The organism is Izhakiella capsodis, from assembly GCF_900115045.1.
In the GTDB taxonomy this organism is placed as follows: domain Bacteria; phylum Pseudomonadota; class Gammaproteobacteria; order Enterobacterales; family Enterobacteriaceae; genus Izhakiella; species Izhakiella capsodis.
In genome coordinates this window covers 22791-42929 of record NZ_FOVC01000004.1, presented here as the reverse complement: position 1 = coordinate 42929, position 20139 = coordinate 22791, and the positions used below count along the sequence as shown (strand labels likewise).

Here is a 20139-nt window from a genome sequence, read left to right as displayed (position 1 = left end):
GAGCCATACTGAAAGGTTAGCCCCTTTGCGCAGGCTGATTATGATGACTGCGTATTATTTACATCACTCCCGTTCATCGCGTACTCCCTGGATGCTGGCGCGGTTGCTTGTCAGAGTCCGATGCTGTGGTGGCGTATCTGATCGAACGTCACGATTGCCGTCACATTTCATCTCAGGCGAAGCTATTCTGACCGCCAGTCGGCCTTCTATCAGCAGCTTATCGCGCATTATCCAGCTCATTAGACCGGGATTGCCGGTGATAGCGTCAGCATTGCCGATCTACCCTTGCGATTTCCGCGTCAGGCACCCACAGCGTGCGGTGACCAATCGACAAATATTCAGGTCTGGCTGAATAAACTGGCCGATTGTTCTGACGGGCAACCTGTCATTCGACAAAGCAGTGAGCTCGACCTGAGTGAATAAATGTTCGCAGGGTGTTGAAAAGCGTTCAGGCACACCCGATAATCGCCGCGCTAACAATAATTCTTAACGTCAGCCGTAGGGTACCTCGAGACGTAAACGTTTGCTGTTATCGATTGCGTCTTAGCGGTTTAGGGCTGAAATGCGAGAGAAGGCGATTTATTGCCATTGTCTTGCTGCACACAATTCATTCAGGGGAAATCTAACTATGTCATCGACTTCTTCTCGCTCAGGAAGCAAGCTGGACGCCTGGTTCCAAATTTCCACGCGCGGCAGCAGCGTGCGTCAGGAGCTTATTGCCGGTGTGACCACCTTTCTGGCAATGGTGTATTCCGTGATTGTGGTACCCGGTATGCTGGGCAAAGCGGGCTTTCCACCCTCGGCTGTTTTTGTCGCCACCTGTCTGGTCGCAGGCGTTGGCTCGCTGGTGATGGGGCTTTGGGCTAATCTGCCACTGGCGATCGGCTGTGCAATTTCGCTGACGGCTTTCACCGCTTACAGCCTGGTTCTCGGTCAGCATATTAGCGTTCCGGTTGCGCTGGGAGCGGTGTTCCTGATGGGCGTGCTGTTCACACTCATTTCAGCCACCGGCATCCGCAGCTGGATATTACGTAACCTGCCGCAGGGCGTTGCTCACGGTACGGGCATCGGTATCGGCCTTTTTTTATTGCTGATCGCCGCTGATGGCGTCAATCTGGTGGTGAAGAACCCCGGTCCCGGCCTGCCGGTACTGCTTGGCCAGTTCACCAGTTTTCCGGTCATTATGTCGCTGTTGGGGCTGGCGGCGATTATTGGCATGGAAAAACTGCGCGTGCCGGGCGGTATTCTGCTGACAATTATTGCTATCTCGGTACTGGGTTTGATTTTTGACCCGACCGTGCATTATCAGGGATTGTTTGCGATGCCAAGTTTAAAAGATGCGCAGGGCAACTCGTTGTTATTCAGCCTCGATATCAAAGGCGCACTGAGTGCCGCGGTGCTGCCGAGCGTGCTGGCGCTGGTTATGACAGCGGTGTTTGATGCCACTGGTACCATTCGCGCGGTGGCGGGTCATGCTAATCTGCTGGATAAAGACGGCCAGATCATGAACGGCGGCAAGGCGCTGACGTCTGACTCACTGAGCAGCATGTTGTCGGCGCTGGTCGGCGCATCACCGGCAGCGGTGTATATTGAATCCGCAGCAGGTACCGCCGCTGGTGGTAAAACGGGTCTGACGGCAATTACCGTTGGCGTGTTGTTTTTACTCATCCTGTTCTTATCGCCACTGGCTTATCTGGTACCCGGCTATGCGACGGCACCGGCGTTGATGTACGTTGGCCTGTTGATGTTAAGTAACGTCACTAAGCTTGATTTTACAGACTTTGTCGATGCGATGGCCGGCCTGGTCACCGCGGTATTTATCGTTCTTACCAGCAATATCGTTACTGGCATCATGCTGGGTTTCGGCGTGCTGGTTATCGGCCGTATCGTCTCCGGCGAATGGCGTAAGCTCAATGTCGGTACAGTGATCATTGCCGTTGCTCTGCTTGTCTTTTACGCTGGCGGTTGGGCCATCTGACCCTATTCCTTTTAGCTGAGGGGGGGCTGGTGCTCTCCCCAGGCTGGTAGCCAGTACTTTTAGCACCGTTACCTTTTTTTATTCCGATGCTTTTGTTTTACTATTCAAGCAGGGCAGCGAAGGACGCTGTATTCACGCCTGTTGGAAGAGGCTAAACGTAACGCATGGAAATCTTTTTTACTATACTGATTATGACGCTCGCCGTTTCACTCTCTGGCGTAGCGGCACGCATGACCCCGTTTCAAATACCGTTGCCACTGGTTCAGATTGCACTGGGTGCCGTGCTGGCCTGGCCAACCTTCGGTCTGCACGTCGACTTCGACCCCGCATTGTTTCTGGTTCTGTTTATTCCGCCCCTGCTGTTCGCTGATGGGTGGAAAACGCCAACCAGTGAATTTTTTCATCACGGGCGCGAAATTATAGGGCTGGCGCTGGTGCTGGTACTGATTACCGTGGTGGGCATTGGTTATCTTATTTATTGGATGGTTCCCGGTATTCCGCTGATTCCGGCCTTCGCTCTGGCCGCCGTGCTGTCACCGACTGATGCCGTAGCGCTTTCCGGTATTGTCGGTGAAGGGCGCATTCCGAAAAAAATCATGTCGATACTGCAAGGGGAAGCGTTGATGAATGACGCTTCCGGTCTGGTATCACTGAAGTTTGCCATTGCGGTCGCGATGGGAACGATGGTGTTTACCGTTTCCGGGGCCACCATTGAATTTTTAAAGGTGGCGCTGGGTGGCCTGTTGGCAGGTATCGCCGTCAGCCTGCTCTACGGACGTTCGCTGCGGCTGTTCAGCCGCTGGAGTGGCGATGACCCGGCAACGCAGACGGTGCTGCTGCTGCTGCTGCCTTTTGCCTCTTATCTGATCGCGGAGCATCTCGGCGTTTCCGGCATCCTTGCCGCAGTGGCGGCCGGGATGACCGTGACGCGTTCCGGTATCATGCGTCAGGCACCGCTGGCAATGCGCCTGCGTGCTAACAGCGTCTGGCAGATGCTGGAGTTTGTTTTTAACGGCATGGTGTTTTTGATGCTGGGACTGCAACTGCCCGGCATTCTGGAAATCTCCCTGCAGCAGGCAAACGCTGATCCAAACGTTGATATGTGGATGCTGGTCGTCAGTATCATGATGGTTTACGCTGCACTAATGGCAGTGCGTTTCGGCTGGCTGTGGATTATGCAGCGGATCAGCCAACGGCTGTTAAAACACAAGCCGATGGAGTTCGGTAATTATACCTTCCGTGAACTGCTGATTGCCTCTTTTGCTGGTGTTCGCGGCGCGATCACCCTTGCCGGTGTCCTCTCCGTTCCGTTGTATCTGGTTGACGGTGATCCCTTCCCCGCGCGCTACGAGCTGGTGTTTATCGCCACCGGTGTTATTTTGTTTTCACTGTTGGTTGGCGTGGTGGTAATGCCGCTGCTGTTGCGCAGCGTTGAAACGATTGATCCGTCCAAACAGCGGCGGGAAATTCAGGAAGCCCGGGCATTGATGGCCGGAACCGCCATCGATAGTCTGTACAAAATGGAGACGCGTCTGACGCAGGACACCACGGAAAATCTTGATCCTGAGCTGGTAAAAGAGGTCAGCTCGCGTGTTATCGGACTGATGCGGCGGCGGCTGGATGGCAAAAATGATCTGGAGGCCGCGCTGCTGGTGGAGAATCTGGAGCGCCGTTTTCGCCTTACTGCACTGCGTGCAGAACGAGGTGAACTTTACCATTTGCGTGCGACGCAGCAGATCAGCAGCGAAACCATGATTGCGTTGCTGCGTGACCTTGACCTGCTGGAAACACTGCTGGTGGAAAAAGAGGGCGCTAACTAACAATTCGTGCTGGGCCTGTGGGAGAAGGGTGAAGCAGTCTGGAAGACTCGCCTTCTCCACAGAGCAAAGGTGCTATCAGATGGTGAAAACCCTGTGGGGCCGCGCCGCTTATAACGCGAGGTGCGACGCTTCGCCCGGCCAGAATTCACGGCAACAGGCGATCCAGGCCTGGGCGCTGCGTGACAGATAGCAGCCTTCACGCCATATCAGGCCGAGACGCCAGACCAGATCCGACTCCAGTGGCAGCCACAGCAACTGATTTTTATCCAGACGCTGACAGATAGGCTCCGGCATAATTGCCACCCCCATTCCTGCCTGGACCATTGCTGCCAGAAAGTCCCATTGCCCACTACGTACTGCGATTTGCGGCGTAAATCCGGCAGACTGAAAGGCCCGCATCAGCTGACGGTTAAGTGAAAACTCTTCGTTGTATATCAGTATCGGATGGCTGGCCAGCTCGACCAGTGGTATCAGGCTACGTCGCAGCCATTCATCAGTGCGTGGTACCAGAACGCACAGCGGATGGGTCATTAGCGGCAGCGTATTCAGGGCAAACTCTTCTGACAGCGGTAGGGCAGTCATCGCGATATCGAGGCTGCCATTCATCACCGCCTGCTGTACCGTCAGACCGCCAAATTCAGCAATCTTTAGCTCCACGCCGGGATAGCGCTGGCGAAATGCGGAAATAGTTCCGGCTATCTGCATACCAACCATAGGTGGAATTCCCAGGCGCAGCTGACCGGTTTTCAGCTCGGTCAGATCGCTTAATTCAGCCTCCAGCTGTTTAAACTCCTGCAAAATAGTCAGGCCACGCTGATAAACCGCCTGGCCGGTATCGGTCAGATGCAGCTTGCGCCCTTCGCGGATTAACAGGGTACAACCCAGCTCATCTTCCAGATGCTTTAACATTTTGCTGATCGTGGGCTGGGTAACATACAGCTGTTCCGCAGCACGGGTGAAGCTTTTCTGACGGACGACTTCAACAAAGTAGCGTAACGCGCGCACATCCATAATTATTCCCGAACGGCATAGTTTGAATAATATTAAGTCATTTTTTTCACGCTTTGTTCCATCGTTATAATATGTGCATCGCAAATGAGGAAGAAAACATGTCACTCGCCTTACATTTGTCACGCCCAGGATGGAAGCAACGATTTCAGGTTCCGGTTCAGGTTGCGTTATATATCGCCCTGTTTGCCGCTGCCAGCCAGCTTGTGAGCTGGCTGGGGCTGCCTTTACCCGCTAACGTTGTCGGTATGTTGCTGTTACTGGCGCTGATTTCTCTACGTATTTTGCCGTTACGCTGGGTCAAAGCCGGGGCGACCTGGTTGCTGGCGGAGATGCTGCTATTTTTCGTTCCGGCGGTGGTAGCGGTAATGAATTATGCCGACCTGTTAAAGCTAGAGGGCTGGCGTATTTTACTGGTTATTATCCTCAGTACGTTACTGGTACTGGCATCAACGGCATTGGTTGTTGAGCGTGTGAGCCGCTTTGAACGCTGGCTGGCGACGCGCAAACGGACGAAGCGACATGAGTGACTTCTTCATCAGCCTGAGCTGCCTTCTGGCGACGCTGGCTATCTATTACCTTAATAAAAAACTTTATCGTCGCTGGCATATCCTGCTGCTAATGCCGCTGGTGATGACGCCACTTATTTTGGTGGCGTTGCTGCTGCTTACCCATATCAGCTGGCAAAGCTATATTGGCGACAGCCACTGGCTGCTCTGGCTGCTCGGCCCGGCGACGCTGGCCTTTGCTGTTCCGGTATACGAAAATTTGCCGCTTATTCGTCGGCACTGGATGTCATTGACCGCTGGGGTCATCACTGCGACGCTGGTGGCCGTTCTGAGTTCGGTCTGGCTGGCGCGTCTGATGACGCTGCCGGAAGACATTCAGCGCAGCCTGGCGGTGCGCTCAATTACCACGCCCTTTGCTCTAGCGGCGGCAAAACAGATCGGCGGTCAGCCCGATTTAGTGGCGCTGTTTGTCGTGATAACCGGCGTGTTTGGCATGGCGATCGGTGACCTACTGTTCCTGCGACTGGCGATTAAACAGAAGATGGCGAAAGGCGCGAGTTTGGGGGCCGCATCACACGGTGCTGGCACTGCACGCGCATACGAACTGGGGCAGCAGGAAGGCGTGGTTTCCAGTTTAGTGATGATGCTCTCGGGTATCGTTACCGTGATTCTTGCTCCCTTTATCAGTCACTTACTGTGGGTCACGGTGTAAAAAATCGTCAGTACTGACCGCAATTTGTTGCATTTGTTAGTAACCGTCTGATTGAGCTGCAGGGCAGTGACGTTTATCCTTGCCACGCAGAGGATCACGATTCAGTGGAGAGAAAATGAAAAAAGCGATGGCATTAACCTGCGGTCTGGCACTGTTGGCAGTGGCAACGTCTGCCCAGGCGATTGATGGCAATGTAACGATAGGCAAGAAATACACCAATTTAAATGTGGGTCTTGGCAATAGTTCACCGGGGCTGTTTTTAAACGGAAACTGGATGCGCAGTAATGATGATGGCAGCCTGTTGGGTTTAGGATTGGGCTATAACTTTTATTACAATGGGCTAATGATCTCACCCGGCGTAAAAACTATGTATGTCAACCCGCGAGAGAGTAGAGATGGCTATGCCAATGCGCTGGGTCTTGGCGCCAGCTATTCCTTCAATAGTCTGTTGGGCCTATATGGCAGCTACTACTGGGCACCGGGATCATTTTCTCACAACATTCGTTCTTACCAGGACATTAAGGGCGGCGTGGCCTTCAGTCCGATTCCGATGTTAACGCTTAACGCCGGCTATCAATACTTGGTATTGCACGGTAAGGATAATAACAAGAACAGTGTGCTGGCCGACGGCCCCTATATCGGCGCATCCCTGAGCTTCTGATACGTTTAACCAGTCAGCCTTATGGCTGACTGGTTTTTCTCCCACTGAATACCCATGTCGGTATGTCAACGGGTGCGCTCAGCGACGTTATTCTCTGTACGATCGGTAATGGAAAACAGCCCGCTCGCGACAAAAGCCCCTCTCAATTAACGCAACGTTCTGCTTGCCGGGCGTGCCTGACGGCATTGTCACACAGCCAGCCAGCACAACGGTAATTGCGGAAATCCGCAGCGCTTCAAGCCCGGCCGCTCCTCTTTTAATACAACGCAGGCAAATAAAGCGGCAGACGCGCCCGCGAGCATCAATCTGGCAACTACCGCCAGGATGGCAGCAAAAGCAACTCATTAAATAGTAGAAAGCCTCTTCCGCAGGAGAGGATCAGGGCATTTTTATCGTTTGTTTTTCTTCCAGAAGTTTTTCTACGACGCCGGGATCGGCAAGGGTTGATGTATCGCCGAGATTGCTGGAGTCGCCAGAGGCGATCTTGCGCAGAATGCGCCGCATAATTTTACCCGATCGGGTTTTTGGCAGCGAATCGGTCCAGTGCAGTATGTCAGGCGTGGCTATCGGGCCGATGGCTTTACGTACCCAGTCCCGAACTTCGGTGTATAGCTCCGGCGATGGCTCTTCACCGTGATTCAGGGTGACGTAAGCATAAATTGCCTGCCCCTTAATCGCATGAGGGATGCCAACCACCGCCGCTTCAGCAATTTTGGGATGGGCCACCAGCGCCGATTCAATCTCGGCAGTTCCCAGACGGTGACCGGAGACGTTCAGTACGTCATCGACCCGTCCGGTGATCCAGTAGTAGCCATCTTCGTCGCGGCGGGCGCCGTCTCCGCTGAAATAGCGGTTAGGGAAAGTCGAAAAATAGGTTTGTTCAAAACGTTTGTGGTCGCCGAAAAGCGTGCGGGCCTGGCCCGGCCAGGAGTCATTGATCACCAGGTTGCCTTCACAGGCTCCCTGCTGTGCATTGCCCTCATTATCCAGCAATGCAGGCTGTACGCCGAAGAAAGGAAAGGTTGCTGATCCCGCTTTTAGCGCGGTTGCTCCCGGCAGGGGGGTAATCATAAAACCGCCGGTTTCAGTCTGCCACCAGGTATCAGAAATCGGGCAGCGCCCGTTACCGATTTTATTGTAAAACCACTGCCAGGCCTCGGGATTGATCGGCTCACCGACCGACCCCAGGATGCGCAGGCTACTGCGTGAAGTTCCTTCAATCGCCTTGTCGCCCTCAGCCATCAAGGCGCGGATAGCGGTTGGCGCGGTGTACAGGATGGTAACCTTGTGCTTGTCGATAACTTCGGCCATGCGGCTCGGCGTAGGCCAGTTAGGTACGCCTTCAAACATGATGGAGGTTGCCCCACAGGCCAGTGGGCCGTACAGCAGATAGCTATGACCGGTTATCCAGCCGACGTCGGCAGTACACCAGTAAATATCATTAGGATGATAATCAAAAACATATTTGAAGGTTGTTGCGGCGTACACCAAATAGCCGCCGGTGGTATGTAATACCCCTTTAGGCTTTCCTGTGGAGCCGGAGGTGTACAAAATGAATAAGGGGTCTTCGGCGTTCATCTCCACCGCCGGGTGACTGTCACTTGCCTGCTCAATCAGCTCGTGCCACCACAGATCCCGTCCCTGCTGCCAGCCGACTTTGCCGCCGGTACGACGTAAAACGATCGTGTTACTCACCGACGTTACATTATGGTTAGCCAGCGCGCTATCGACGTTTTTCTTCAGTGGAATTTTCCGGCCTGCGCGGATGCCCTCATCAGCAGTAATGACCAGGCGCGCGCTGGAGTCGATGATACGCCCGGCGATCGCTTCCGGTGAAAAGCCGCCGAAAATCACCGAGTGAATAGCGCCGATGCGGGCGCAGGCCAGCATCGCTACCGCCGCCTCTGGCACCATTGGCATATAAATAGCGACAACATCGCCTTTTTTAACCCCTTGTCCACTTAAGACATTGGCAAAACGGCAAACGTCGCGATGCAGCTCGCGGTAGGTAAGTGTTTTACTTTGGCTGGCATCATCGCCTTCCCAGATCAGTGCCGGATGGTCGCCACGAGACGCCAGATGACGATCCAGGCAGTTAGTCGTCAGATTTAGCGTGCCATCTTCGTACCAGCGAATAGTGATGTTTCCCGGCGCAAAAGAGGTATCTTTCACGCGGGTATAGGGCGTTATCCAGTCAAGTATTTTTCCCTGCTCGCCCCAGAATGCCTCCGGATTTTGCACCGACTGTCGATACATTGACTGGTACTGCTCTGCATTGATTAGGGTGTCAGCCGCGATAGCGGGCGGCACCGGATATTTTTCAATCTGGCTCATGACTGGCTCTCCGTCTAAATGTTAATAATATGTCAATGGAGTGCTAAGGGAAGTGATGAGATAAAGCTTTGTTAATTTTTGAGTATTGGATCACGGCTTGTACAGGCTGGAGCATTTCCTTACCGGCTGCGGCTAACCTGTGGGCATTGAATCTGCCTGAACAAATGATTGCACTGTACATAAAAGCAGCAAACGAATGGTTTTGTGATTAAAACTCAGGCTGAAATGTGCATAGTCATACCAAAAAAGCTTTTTTTTATTGTCTTTTATTACAAAGAGTTAAAAATGTAATATTTTATTTGGTGCTTTATGAGGCTATTTTTGACTCAAAACGCTCTTTTTACCGGGGTTGCTTTTCTGTTGAGGCTAATGGTAATTATCTGAGTTCTGATCTTCAGGATCATCTGTCCATTTTACCCGCGAGCCAGTTTGGTTTCAGTTCATCTATCAGAGGTGTAATTTCCTCCGCAAGCGCAGCGCGGAGGTTGGGTTTTGTTAAGGAAGTCATACATATGAGAGCTGTAAAAATTAGTCTGGCCTGGCAAATTCTTATTGCGCTGGTGCTTGGCGTCATCGTGGGCGCCGTTTTGCATAATCAGCCGGAAAACCGTGACTGGTTAGTCACTAACATACTCAAGCCTGCCGGTGATATCTTCATCCATCTGATCAAAATGATCGTCGTGCCTATCGTGGTATCGACACTGATCGTCGGCATTGCCGGCATGGGCGATGCTAAAAAACTGGGCCGCATCGGCATTAAAACCATCATTTATTTTGAGGTGATTACCACCATCGCTATCGTGGTGGGCATCACCCTGGCAAACCTGTTTAAGCCGGGGCTTGGCATTGATATGTCAACCCTGGCAACGGTTGATATCTCGCAGTATAAAGCCACCACTGAGCAGGTCGAAAACGCGCCGCACAGCCTGGTGACGACTATTTTGTCGTTGATCCCGCAAAACATATTCGCCGCCTTTGTTAAAGGCGACATGCTGCCAATAATTTTCTTCTCGGTGCTGTTCGGCCTTGGCCTGTCGTCGCTACCCTCTGAACATCGCGAGCCTCTGGTGCAGGTGTTTCGCTCTATTTCCGAAACAATGTTTAAAGTGACTCACCTGATCATGCGCTATGCGCCGGTTGGTGTGTTCGCGCTGATCGCGGTGACCGTGGCGAGCTTTGGCTTTGCCTCACTGTGGCCACTGGCAAAGCTGGTTATCCTGGTGTATGCCGCCATCCTGTTTTTTGCTTTTATCGTGCTTGGCTGTGTCGCCCGGATATGTAATCTGCGGGTGACTGTCCTGATGCGTATCCTGAAAGATGAATTGATCCTGGCCTATTCCACATCCAGTTCGGAAACGGTGTTACCGCGCATTATTGAAAAGATGGAGGCATATGGTGCGCCGAAAGCCATTACCGGCTTTGTCGTGCCAACCGGTTATTCCTTTAATCTTGATGGCTCAACGCTTTACCAGAGCATCGCCGCCATTTTTATCGCCCAGATGTACGGTATTGATCTCTCTCTGGGGCAGGAGATTATTCTGGTCCTGACTCTGATGGTAACCTCCAAAGGGATCGCCGGGGTGCCAGGGGTTTCCTTCGTGGTGCTGCTAGCCACCCTTGGCAGCGTAGGTATTCCGTTGGAAGGATTGGCGTTCATTGCCGGAGTTGATCGTATTATGGATATGGCACGTACCGCGTTGAATGTGATTGGCAATGCGCTGGCGGTGCTGGTTATTGCGAAGTGGGAAAACCAGTTCGATGAACAGCAGGCAAAGGTTTATGAGGCTAAGTTGAAACGTATCGCCCCAGCACCCTGACCGATAGGGCGTGCCATCCGGCGCGCCCTGTTTCCTTTACGTACCTTTTCAGGCAAATGCGACCCCACATCCCGACGCCCGATTTTCGTTATCGACCTGAGTGAAAATGCTCGTGGGTCGCCCTTTGGCGATCGCGAAATCAGCTATCCTTTAGCCTTGCAAACCGTTAAGCATCCCTTGCGGCACAACCCATACCAGGAGAGCTGTAATGAGCCATTTTTTCATGAACGATAAAAATCATCTGGTCAGTGAGGCGATTGAAGGTCTTATCCTGAGCGCCCCGTATCACAACCTCTGCCAACTTGATGTGGGGGACGATATTCGCGTGGTGGTCCGTCGTGATTGGGATAAAAGCAATGTAGCGTTGATTTCTGGCGGTGGCTCCGGTCATGAACCGGCTCATGCAGGGTTCGTCGGGAAAGGGATGCTTACGGCGGCGGTGTGCGGCGATATTTTTGCCTCGCCGAGCGTCGATGCCGTGCTCAGCGCTATCGTGAATGTCACCGGCGAAGCAGGCTGCCTGCTGATTGTAAAAAATTACACCGGTGATCGTCTTAACTTCGGCCTGGCAGCGGAAAAAGCGCGAGCAATGGGTTTTAAGGTCAATATGGTCATCGTGCGTGATGATATTGCTCTGCCTGATAATCCCCAGCCGCGTGGGATTGCGGGGACGGTGTTGGTACATAAGGTGGCGGGCTATGCGGCAGAGCAGCGGCAAACGCTGGATCAGGTGACGAAGCTGGCGCAGAAAACCATTGATGCAACCGCCAGCATCGGCCTGGCGTTCGCCACTTGTCATCTGCCCGGAGAGGATCGCGATGAACGTCTCCTCGCGGGCGAGAGCGAGCTGGGGATGGGGATACACGGTGAACCCGGCGTAACCACGCTGGCCACTCAGAACAGCCGTGAGATTGTGGCGGTCATGACAGAAAAGCTGTCAGAAAAGATCCCTGAGGACCAATGGGTTGTACTGCTGCTTAATAATCTCGGCGGTTTCTCAATGCTGGAAATGGCGCTGCTGGTGAAAGAAACCCTGGCCTCTGCGTTGGGTAAACGGATCTCACATTTGATTGGACCGGCGACCCTGGTCAGTGCGCTGGATATGAAAGGTTTTTCTCTGACGACGCTTGTGCTTTCCCCTGTACTGGAGGAAGCGCTCTGCGCCCCTGTTGAAACCAGTGGCTGGCAGCCAATGTACCGGTATCAGGCTACGCAGCAGCAAAAAGGTAGAAAAGTCAGCGTGCAGTCGGCTTTTATCCCTTCGAAAAACCAGCCGCATGCCGCGATGCTGCGCACTATCTGCGAGACCCTGGTTGCGCAGGAGAGCCAGCTTAATCGGCTGGATGCCAAAGTGGGGGATGGCGATACCGGCACGACCTTTGCCGCTGGCGCTAGCAGGCTGCTAAGCGCGCTGGATAACGATAAGCTTCCGCTAAACGAGTCTGATAAATTGCTGATCAATATTGGCGAGCAGCTGGCGTTGGGGATGGGGGGGTCTAGTGGTGTGCTGATGTCGATTCTGTTTACCTCAGCCGGACATAAGCTGGCTGAGGGCGCTACTTTTGCTGATGCGTTGTGTTATGGGTTGGAGCGTATGCAACATTATGGCGGCGCACGTCCGGGTCATCGCACCATGATCGATGCACTTTATCCGGCCTTCAACGCGTTGCAACAAGGGGCCTCGCTAAGTGAGATTGCACAGGCGGCCCGCGAAGGTGCGGAAAGCACCGCGACCATGCAGATCGCCAAAGCTGGCCGCTCATCCTATCTGAATGCGCAGAGCCTGAACGGCGTTAAAGATCCCGGTGCTTGCGCCGTTGAAAGTGTCTTTGCGGCGTTGGCATCGTCATCATAAGGGCTTGATAGATGTCGGGGGACGCTGAACGCCCCCATTTATGACTTCAGCACGCCAGCATTCAGATGCGTTTCGCTGTCGTTAAGCACATGCTCAAAACGGCGCAGACGTTTATAGATAGACATCAATTCTACCAGCGTCGGCCAGGAGTTAACCAGGTACTGAAAGGAGCTGCGTACCTGATCGAACACGTTGGTAATCTGCGACATCAGGCCGAGGGTGATAGCACCGGCCGCGATGGTCGGAAACAGCACTACCAGTCCGAACAGATTATCAGCCTGGAGATAGAGATAGCGGGCTACGTTGAAGTAGAGATAGTGGAAATAGAGGCGAAAATAGTTTTTGCGTACGTTTTGAAACAGCGTGCGCAGGGTAGGGGGCTGGGCGCGATTATGATCGTCTTCGCCATAGACCAGCTCTTTACGATAAGCCGCTTCAACGCGCTGATTAATAAACGACAAACCCGGCAGCTTAATGCCCACGACACCCAGCAGAACCGTGCCAAACAGCGCCCAGAAAATGGCCGCCCATACCAGGCCATAAGGCACGTCACCCAGCACCGGAATCGTTTTTATGTGGCTTGATAGCTGGACCAGCAGCGGCAGGAAGGCAATCAGTGTCATGACGGCGCTGATAAGGCTGACGCCAAGCCCTTCAAGGGTACTGGCAAAGCGCATGGTGTCTTCCTGAACGCGCTGTGCGGCCCCTTCGATATCGCGCAGGCGTGACCAATAATGGACATAATAATTGTTCATTGCAGTACGCCAGCGGAATACGTAGTGGCTAACAAAAAAAGCGTTGCCGACGCCGATGACAATAGCCATTGACGCGATAGAAAGGAAGGTCAACGCACCTTCGTACAACTGGGAAATCTCAATGCTATTGGGTTTTGACAGTGCTTTCTGGATTAAATCGTAAAATGGATTGTACCAGGCGTTGATAGCAACGCTTACCTCTACGGAGTACCAGACGAGAAAAATAATCAGTGCCGAGCCGAGAATTGACCAGCGCTGCCACGGATGCGGCGAGATAATTGCCCAACAGGCGTAAAACAACAATACCCATCCCCAGAACCAGACGTAAAACCATATCATCTGCGGTGCGAGGAAGCGCATGGCGCTGACCGGTAGCGGTTTTCCCGCGCTGCCGGCCATGCCGGGAACCAGATTAATTAACTCGCTGGCACCAAAAAACCATAACAATATTGCCAGCACAAAAAAGACAAGCACACTGCTGAAGAACAGCGTTGGCCTCGGAAAAAAAGATTTAAACATGGGCACTCCGCTGCAAATAAAGGGGCATATAACGCTTTTTTATGTAAATCATCTCAATTGCATTGTTTCTATTAATTACAGACATCGTCAGACTTGTTTTCTACGTTATGAAATTTCATTAAGTTGATTTTATTTTTATATTATTCACTAAATTTTCTGCTGCAAGACATTCATCAGACAGCCTGAACAACAAGTAAACAAAACTATTGTTGAATGTTTACCAATTATTGGTGGTAAATAGAGTGAGTATTTTTCTAACGATATGATTTTTTTGTTAAAATTACCTTACTAAGTTTAACGCTACGGCTGCGGGCAGCAGGTTATAAAAAATAACATTTTATTCCTCCCGGAGGCTGATCATATTTATTCGCGTCAGATTACGCTTGGCAGCGAGTATTTCATCATTCGCCTGAAGCGTGGCTCGGCGAAAGAAGGTGCATTAAAACGCCAGCGGAAACCACGGGCTGTTCGTTCAGAACGTTATGAACGATACCATGTATCTGGCAGATAGCGTTGGCAATGGGGTGAGCAAAAACGTCGGTGTGCAGTGTGACAGGCGATATCAGGCCAGAGAGGTGATCGGCAGGCGAAAGAGATGCGGGTAGCGGCAATATGGCTGCGCTACCCGTCAGCGGTGCTAAGCCAGAACCAAATCGCTCTGCGGGTAACAGGAGCAGGCCAGCACGTAACCCTGTGCAATCTCCTGCTCGCTTAGCGTCATCGTGCTGGTTACCCGGTAATCGCCGGAGGAGATTTTGGTTTTACAACAGCCACAAACCCCGGCCCTGCAGGCGGTATTTACCGGCAGCAGATTACTTTCCATTGCCTCCAGCAGCGTGCTGCCGGTGGCGGTAAAAAATTCTCGGGGGGGATGCAGGCGGGTGATTTTCATCACGTGGGTTGCCGCCGCTGTCACCGTTGGTGCGAAGAAGACCTCTTTCAGCAGATGTTTGACACCGAGCGATTTCACCATGCTTTCAACCTGAGCCATATAAGGTGCTGGGCCACAAGTCATGACGGTTCGCGTGGCAATATCAGCGACCGCAGCCAGCCGTTGGCGTGTCAGCCGTCCACTGATAAAACCGAGTGAGGCGTTATTCTCTGCGAGCAATGTTACGGGATAGTCGCGCCACTCCGCGGAAAAAATAACGTCCTGCGGGGTACGAACGCTAAAAATAACCTGCACATCAGCCTGCGGGCGGTACTTCGCCAGCCAGCGCCGCATCGACATAATCGGCGTTATGCCGCAGCCCGCGGCCAGCAGCAAAAAGCGGTCGTTGTTCTGATCATCGCAGGTGAAATTCCCGCAGGCGTCGGATAGCCAGATATCATCACCGCGTTTGACTTCGTTGGTCAGCCACTGCGAACCGACACCGCCGTCAATCTGGCGCACGGTGATCGTAATATACTCACTGACCCCCGGTGTGGAAGAGAGACTATAGGCGCGCAGCGTTTCACTCGTATCACCGATGCTAACCAACGCATACTGTCCAGGGCGATATGGGTAATATTCATGACACAACAAAGCCAGCGTCCGGACGTCAGGCGTTTCCTGAACGATATGATGAACCTGCATGCGCCATGGACATTGTGAAGTGGGTTTCGTCATGGCTTCCTCCTCAGACACACAGCAGCTGCTGCATATCCTGCTTGACGTCGGTTATCTGGCGCAGGCCAAACTTCTCGTCAAGAATGGACAGCAGGTCCTGGGTTAAAAAGCCCGGTGCGGTTGGCCCGGTAACAATGTTGGTCACCCCCAGCGATAGCAACGTCAGCAGAATAACGATCGCTTTTTGCTCGAACCACGAGAGTACCAGCGACAGGGGGAGGTCGTTAACGCTACAGCCCAGCTTTTCAGCCAGCGTCACCGCAAGAATAATCGCGGAATATGCATCGTTACATTGACCGACATCCAACAGACGTGGCAGCCCGTCAATATTGCCAAAATCGAGTTTGTTGAAACGGTATTTACCGCAGGCCAGCGTCAGGATCAGGCAGTCACCCGGTACACTGGTGGCGAAATCGGTAAAGTAGCTACGCGCGTCGCGCGCGCCGTCACAGCCACCAACGAGAAAAATGTGACGCAGCTTCTTGTGACAGACCAGGTCAACCAAAGTATCCGCGGCACCCAGCAGCGTTTGTCGTCCAAATCCGACAGTAATCAGATGTTCGATTTCGCTGTGCGGAAAGCCAGCCAGCTGCTGCGCCTGAGCGATCACCGGGGTGAAATCATCCCCTTCAAGATGGCTGACTCCGGGCCAGCCGACGATGCTGCGTGTCCAGATACGCTGGCTATATTCGCCGGGGGCAGGGTCGATGATGCAGTTAGAAGTCATGACGATAGGGCCGGGAAAACGAGCGAACTCAACCTGCTGATTCTGCCAGCCGCTGCCATAGTTGCCGACGAGATGTTCGAATTTGCGCAGTTCAGGATAGCCATGCGCAGGTAGCATTTCGCCATGAGTAAAGACGTTGATGCCTTTACCCTTGGTCTGTTTCAGCAAATTATACAGATCCGTTAAGTCGTGGCCGGAGATCAGAATGCATTTACCGGCCACAGGCTTAACGTTAACCTGCGTTGGCGTAGGATGCCCGTATGCGTTGGTTTCCCCGGCATCCAGGATAGCCATAACCTGAAAATTCATCTGGCCGATCTCCATCGCGCATTCCAGTAATGCATTCATGTCTGACGGCCAACTACCGAGCCACGCCATTATTTTGTGATAGCGGGCGTAAATATCATCATCGTGCTGCCCCAGGACGTGCGCATGCTCCATATAGGCAGCGGCTCCTTTCAGACCGTACAGACAGAGCAGACGCAGGCCGAGAATATTCTCGCCGATAGCTGCTTTATCTCTATCAAGCCTGAATGCAGCAGCCTGACGCTGTAGATCGCCGGGATCATTGCTCTGAATACGCAGATCTGCCATCGGGCTGGTCACTGACGCCGCAGGATCTTTAAGCAGACACTGCGCCTTCAGCGCCTCGCGCAGGGCTACGGCTTGGTGGGTATAGGCGATAATACGCATTGAGTCGAAGTTTACGTTTGTCAGCGTTGAGAAAAAGGCGCGCGGTGCAAAGCTGTCAACGTCATGATGAATTAAGCCATATTCACGCGCTTTAACCGCCCAGGCGGACAAACCCTGCAAGATAGCGATCAGAAGATCCTGTAAGTCAGAGGTTTCAGCGGTTTTGCCGCACATCCCCTGCGCCCATGCACAGCCGTTGCCGGATGGGGTTCTTATCGTTTGCTCACATTGCACACAAAACATGCTCGTACCTTAAAAGTTGTATTTAATATGCATGTTTTAGATTACGCCCCGACCCTGGCAACTAAAATAGATTTTTAATACAAGTTAGTGAGAGATTGATTTAGCGCAAATCCGGCTGACGAAAAGATAGGGAGGAGATAAGCCTGTCTGAAAATATTCAGGGGCTTCTGCGCTGGAGAGAGTGGCCGCGCGCATCCTGAGAGAGTTTTCACGTCACATGTCGTGTATTAGCGAGCCCCGGCGTTGCCCATTACCGGCCTGAACATTGGCGCGTCATGCGCTGTTATAAACAGAGCCTGGCTTGTTATGGGTGTGAATGGCTGCACTTTTCGGCTGAATAGTCGAATGTAATCTCATTACGGATTACCATCTGTATGCTGGTCTGGATAGTTATCCCGCTTCATTGCGGATATTTCTGGTGATGCTGACATACGCAGTCATGCGTCACCTATTTTTCGGCCACGCTGGGTATTGCCAGCTGGCACACTGGCTTTCCTGGGAGGAAGTATGAATAGCTGGCTTATATTTGGCGCGGGTGGAACGGGTGTTGGAGCGCTAACCGCCGCGCTGGGGCTGAGGGAGGGACGACGGGTGATCGCTTTAGTGCGTAATCCTGATGCCGCCAGGCGCTTGCAGCAACAAGGCATACAGGTGATCAAGGGAGATGCTTGCGATCCTGCGGCGGTTGCGCTGGCCTGTCAGGCGGCCGGACGTCAGGCGCTGACCATTTCGACAATGGGCGGAGAGAACAATTTTCAGGCCCATCGTCGGGTAATCGATAGCCTGGAACAGGCTGGAGTGTCACGTATGCTACTGGTCACCTCGTTGGGCTGTGGTGACGGCTGGCGATTTTTGTCAGCGCGGGCGAAAGCCGCATTTGGTGCCGCGGTAAGGGAGAAATCGCTAGCGGAAAGCTGGCTGCAAACCAGCTCGCTCGACTTTGCTATTTTACGTCCCGGTGGCCTGCTCAACGGCCCACCGACTGGCAGCGCGCAGCGTTATCAGCAACAGGAGATACATGGCCTGGTCAAACGCGCTGATGTTGCTGTGCATATTCACCAGCTGGCGCAGCAGTCAGCATTAAATGGCCAGATTTACAGTCTGATCGATCCGCAGCTGAAAGCGACTTAGCAGGGTATCTGACGTGAAATGACAGCTTATCCGGCAAGATTTTCGCCCTATTCCTGCATCTTCAGCTTGTGAGGTGAAAACTTCGTTAACAAATCGGCGCGTGCATTTACATAATTATTGATAATGAGTATGATTCTCATTCTTTTCGTCATCCCCGATTGCGTTGGGAAGATTCAACCCCCGATGGAGTTCAGAATGAAATCTATACTCAGTACGCGTAAAGCCGTAATGACCCTGGCAGTGATGGCGGCGCTTAACCTGAGCGCCTGCCAGTCAACGGCAAAAACAGCAAGAGTTCCCGCCGCGTCACCGGCCGCTTCCGCGCCAGCGGCAGCACCAGTTATTCAGCGCACGCCAGGAGATGGCCTGTATGAGATGGTCTACTCACCGAAAGCGCAGGCGTTATACATTGCTGGTTCAGGTGGCTTTAAAAAACAGGTCAACGGTGGGGTAATTTATCGGCTTGACCCGACCACGTTGGTCACACAAGGTGAAACCTATACCGATCTGAAAAACTTTGGTATGGCAATAGATCCTGACGGCAGCGTATTTTACACCACCAACGGCCTGGATGGTGGTATTACTAAGGTGGATGCGCAGAGCGGTAAGGTATTGCAGCGCCTGATGTTTGATCAGAAAAACGCTAAAGGAAAACCTGTTGGCCCGCGTGAAATACTGTGGCACAACGGTAACCTTTATATCGGTGGCGTGGCTGATCCGGGCATCATCTGGGTGGTTGACGCCAAAACCATGAAGCTGAAAAAACAGATTAACAACGCCGGAAAATGGGTGACTGGCATCATCTACTCTTCGCTTAACGATCGCATTTATGCCGCTAACGGCAGCGGCACCATCCTGGTGATCAATCCACGCACCAATAAAGTGGAGAAACGCTGGTCAGCGGGCGATGGCAAAGAGTATCTCTTCCTGAATATGGCGGAAGATCCGGCAACCGGGCGATTGTTTGTGACGGATAATTCCAAAGCGAAATCCACCCTGGTATTTGATGAGCGCAGCGGCAAGGTCATCAAACGCATTGAAGGTGATGCGCTGGGGATTATATTCAACGCCAAACGCAATGAAATTTATATCAGCCAGCGTGTATCCAAAAAGGTGTTGCAGCTGGACGCCACCACCTACGCGGTTAAAAACAGCTGGGTGTTTGAAAACTTACCCAACAGCTTGCTGTTGTCGCCGGACGGTCAGATCCTGTATGTCAGTATCAAACAGCCCCTCAATAAAGATCGCTCTACGAACGGTCCGGACAGCGTAGCGCGTATCACGCTGAACTAATCTGCACTTTTCTTCTTAGTGGCGTTTCTGCCTCTTCTGACGCCGGTTGTTTAGCCTGAACCGTCGGCGTTAGCTTTCTGAACACACGAAAAGACGCTCAGCTTTATCGGTTGGCTGCCTGAATAAGGCAGCGCAACTTTATGGCTTCTGCGTGCTAATGCGACAGGTGACACATTTTTAGCTAAATGAACTTCATCTTGTAAGTCCAATCAAATTGTTACAAGTTTTCGACGACTGGCCTGATGTTTGCAGAAAAGTACAGGTTCAGTTCGGTCGCGATGTTGAGTTCATGCCACCAATTCAGCAAAGCGAGATCGCTGCGCGCCAAGTATCAGGTGCCGCATCATCGGTTTTAGCAAGCCCGAATTCACACTAAGGGTTGATCAGACTTGCTTTTTAGCCATCGTAGCTTAATAATCGGTGGACGTTGCATTTTGTTACTAAATGAAATATGGAATTGAAGATTAAACGGAAT

The 20139-nt window shown here is 52.6% G+C and carries 15 protein-coding genes; 9 read left to right on the top strand and 6 right to left on the bottom strand.

What is annotated here, in order from left to right; genetic code table 11:
- Positions 1-63: 63 nt before the first annotated feature.
- A complete protein-coding gene (locus BM191_RS16780) occupies positions 64-228 on the bottom strand; it encodes a hypothetical protein (protein ID WP_177203311.1) in 165 nt (54 codons plus the stop codon).
- A 400-nt stretch (positions 229-628) separates the two neighbouring features.
- On the opposite strand from BM191_RS16780, the gene BM191_RS07705 reads away from it, so the two are divergent.
- Positions 629-1978 (top strand): NCS2 family permease, encoded by a 1350-nt coding sequence (locus tag BM191_RS07705; protein WP_092876833.1) that lies wholly within the window; start codon positions 629-631, stop codon positions 1976-1978.
- A gap of 164 nt (positions 1979-2142) precedes the next feature.
- Entirely contained in the window at positions 2143-3798 is a 1656-nt protein-coding gene (locus BM191_RS07700) for a Na+/H+ antiporter (RefSeq protein WP_092876831.1), read from the top strand.
- A gap of 108 nt (positions 3799-3906) precedes the next feature.
- Here BM191_RS07700 and BM191_RS07695 read toward each other — a convergent pair whose 3' ends face one another.
- Positions 3907-4809, bottom strand: a complete 903-nt coding sequence (locus BM191_RS07695) for a LysR family transcriptional regulator (RefSeq protein ID WP_092876828.1) — start codon at positions 4807-4809, stop codon at positions 3907-3909.
- Positions 4810-4907: 98 nt separating this feature from the next.
- Between BM191_RS07695 and BM191_RS07690 the strand changes: the two genes are divergently transcribed.
- The 3 genes from BM191_RS07690 to BM191_RS07680 all read left to right on the top strand — a co-directional run bounded on the left by BM191_RS07690 (position 4908) and on the right by BM191_RS07680 (position 6688).
- Positions 4908-5336 (top strand): CidA/LrgA family protein, encoded by a 429-nt coding sequence (locus BM191_RS07690; protein ID WP_092876826.1) that lies wholly within the window; start codon positions 4908-4910, stop codon positions 5334-5336.
- A complete protein-coding gene (locus BM191_RS07685; RefSeq protein WP_092876824.1) occupies positions 5329-6027 on the top strand; it encodes an LrgB family protein in 699 nt (232 codons plus the stop codon). The genes BM191_RS07690 and BM191_RS07685 overlap by 8 nt, the downstream gene beginning before the upstream one ends.
- Positions 6028-6142: 115 nt before the next feature.
- A complete protein-coding gene (locus BM191_RS07680; RefSeq protein WP_092876822.1) occupies positions 6143-6688 on the top strand; it encodes a YfaZ family outer membrane protein in 546 nt (181 codons plus the stop codon).
- A gap of 378 nt (positions 6689-7066) precedes the next feature.
- Here the strand turns inward: BM191_RS07680 and acs are convergent, their stop codons facing one another.
- On the bottom strand, positions 7067-9022 hold the full coding sequence (acs, locus tag BM191_RS07675; RefSeq protein ID WP_092876820.1) for an acetate--CoA ligase: 1956 nt from the start codon (positions 9020-9022) through the stop codon (positions 7067-7069).
- Between the two features lie 512 nt (positions 9023-9534).
- Here acs and gltP point away from each other — a divergent pair.
- Positions 9535-10839 carry a glutamate/aspartate:proton symporter GltP gene (gene gltP, locus BM191_RS07670; protein ID WP_092877227.1) on the top strand — a complete coding sequence of 435 codons (1305 nt, stop codon included), beginning with the start codon at positions 9535-9537 and terminating at the stop codon, positions 10837-10839.
- 208 nt (positions 10840-11047) lie between these two features.
- Positions 11048-12694: a dihydroxyacetone kinase subunit DhaK gene (locus BM191_RS07665; protein WP_092876818.1), complete on the top strand. Its 1647-nt coding sequence runs from the start codon at positions 11048-11050 to the stop codon at positions 12692-12694.
- A 38-nt stretch (positions 12695-12732) separates the two neighbouring features.
- Here BM191_RS07665 and sbmA read toward each other — a convergent pair whose 3' ends face one another.
- From sbmA to hcp, 3 genes are all read right to left on the bottom strand, one after another.
- A complete protein-coding gene (gene sbmA / locus BM191_RS07660) occupies positions 12733-13968 on the bottom strand; it encodes a peptide antibiotic transporter SbmA (protein ID WP_092876816.1) in 1236 nt (411 codons plus the stop codon).
- A 637-nt stretch (positions 13969-14605) separates the two neighbouring features.
- Complete coding sequence (hcr, locus tag BM191_RS07655) at positions 14606-15577, bottom strand: NADH oxidoreductase (protein WP_092876814.1); 972 nt, start codon at positions 15575-15577, stop codon at positions 14606-14608.
- Between the two features lie 10 nt (positions 15578-15587).
- Positions 15588-17240, bottom strand: a complete 1653-nt coding sequence (gene hcp / locus BM191_RS07650) for a hydroxylamine reductase (RefSeq protein ID WP_092876812.1) — start codon at positions 17238-17240, stop codon at positions 15588-15590.
- A 507-nt stretch (positions 17241-17747) separates the two neighbouring features.
- Here hcp and BM191_RS07645 point away from each other — a divergent pair.
- Both BM191_RS07645 and BM191_RS07640 read left to right on the top strand, forming a co-directional pair.
- The gene (locus tag BM191_RS07645; RefSeq protein WP_092876810.1) at positions 17748-18371 is read left to right on the top strand and encodes an NAD(P)H-binding protein; all 624 of its coding nucleotides are present in this window, start codon (positions 17748-17750) and stop codon (positions 18369-18371) included.
- 195 nt (positions 18372-18566) lie between these two features.
- Positions 18567-19664 (top strand): YncE family protein, encoded by a 1098-nt coding sequence (locus BM191_RS07640; RefSeq protein ID WP_092876808.1) that lies wholly within the window; start codon positions 18567-18569, stop codon positions 19662-19664.
- Positions 19665-20139 lie beyond the last annotated feature (475 nt).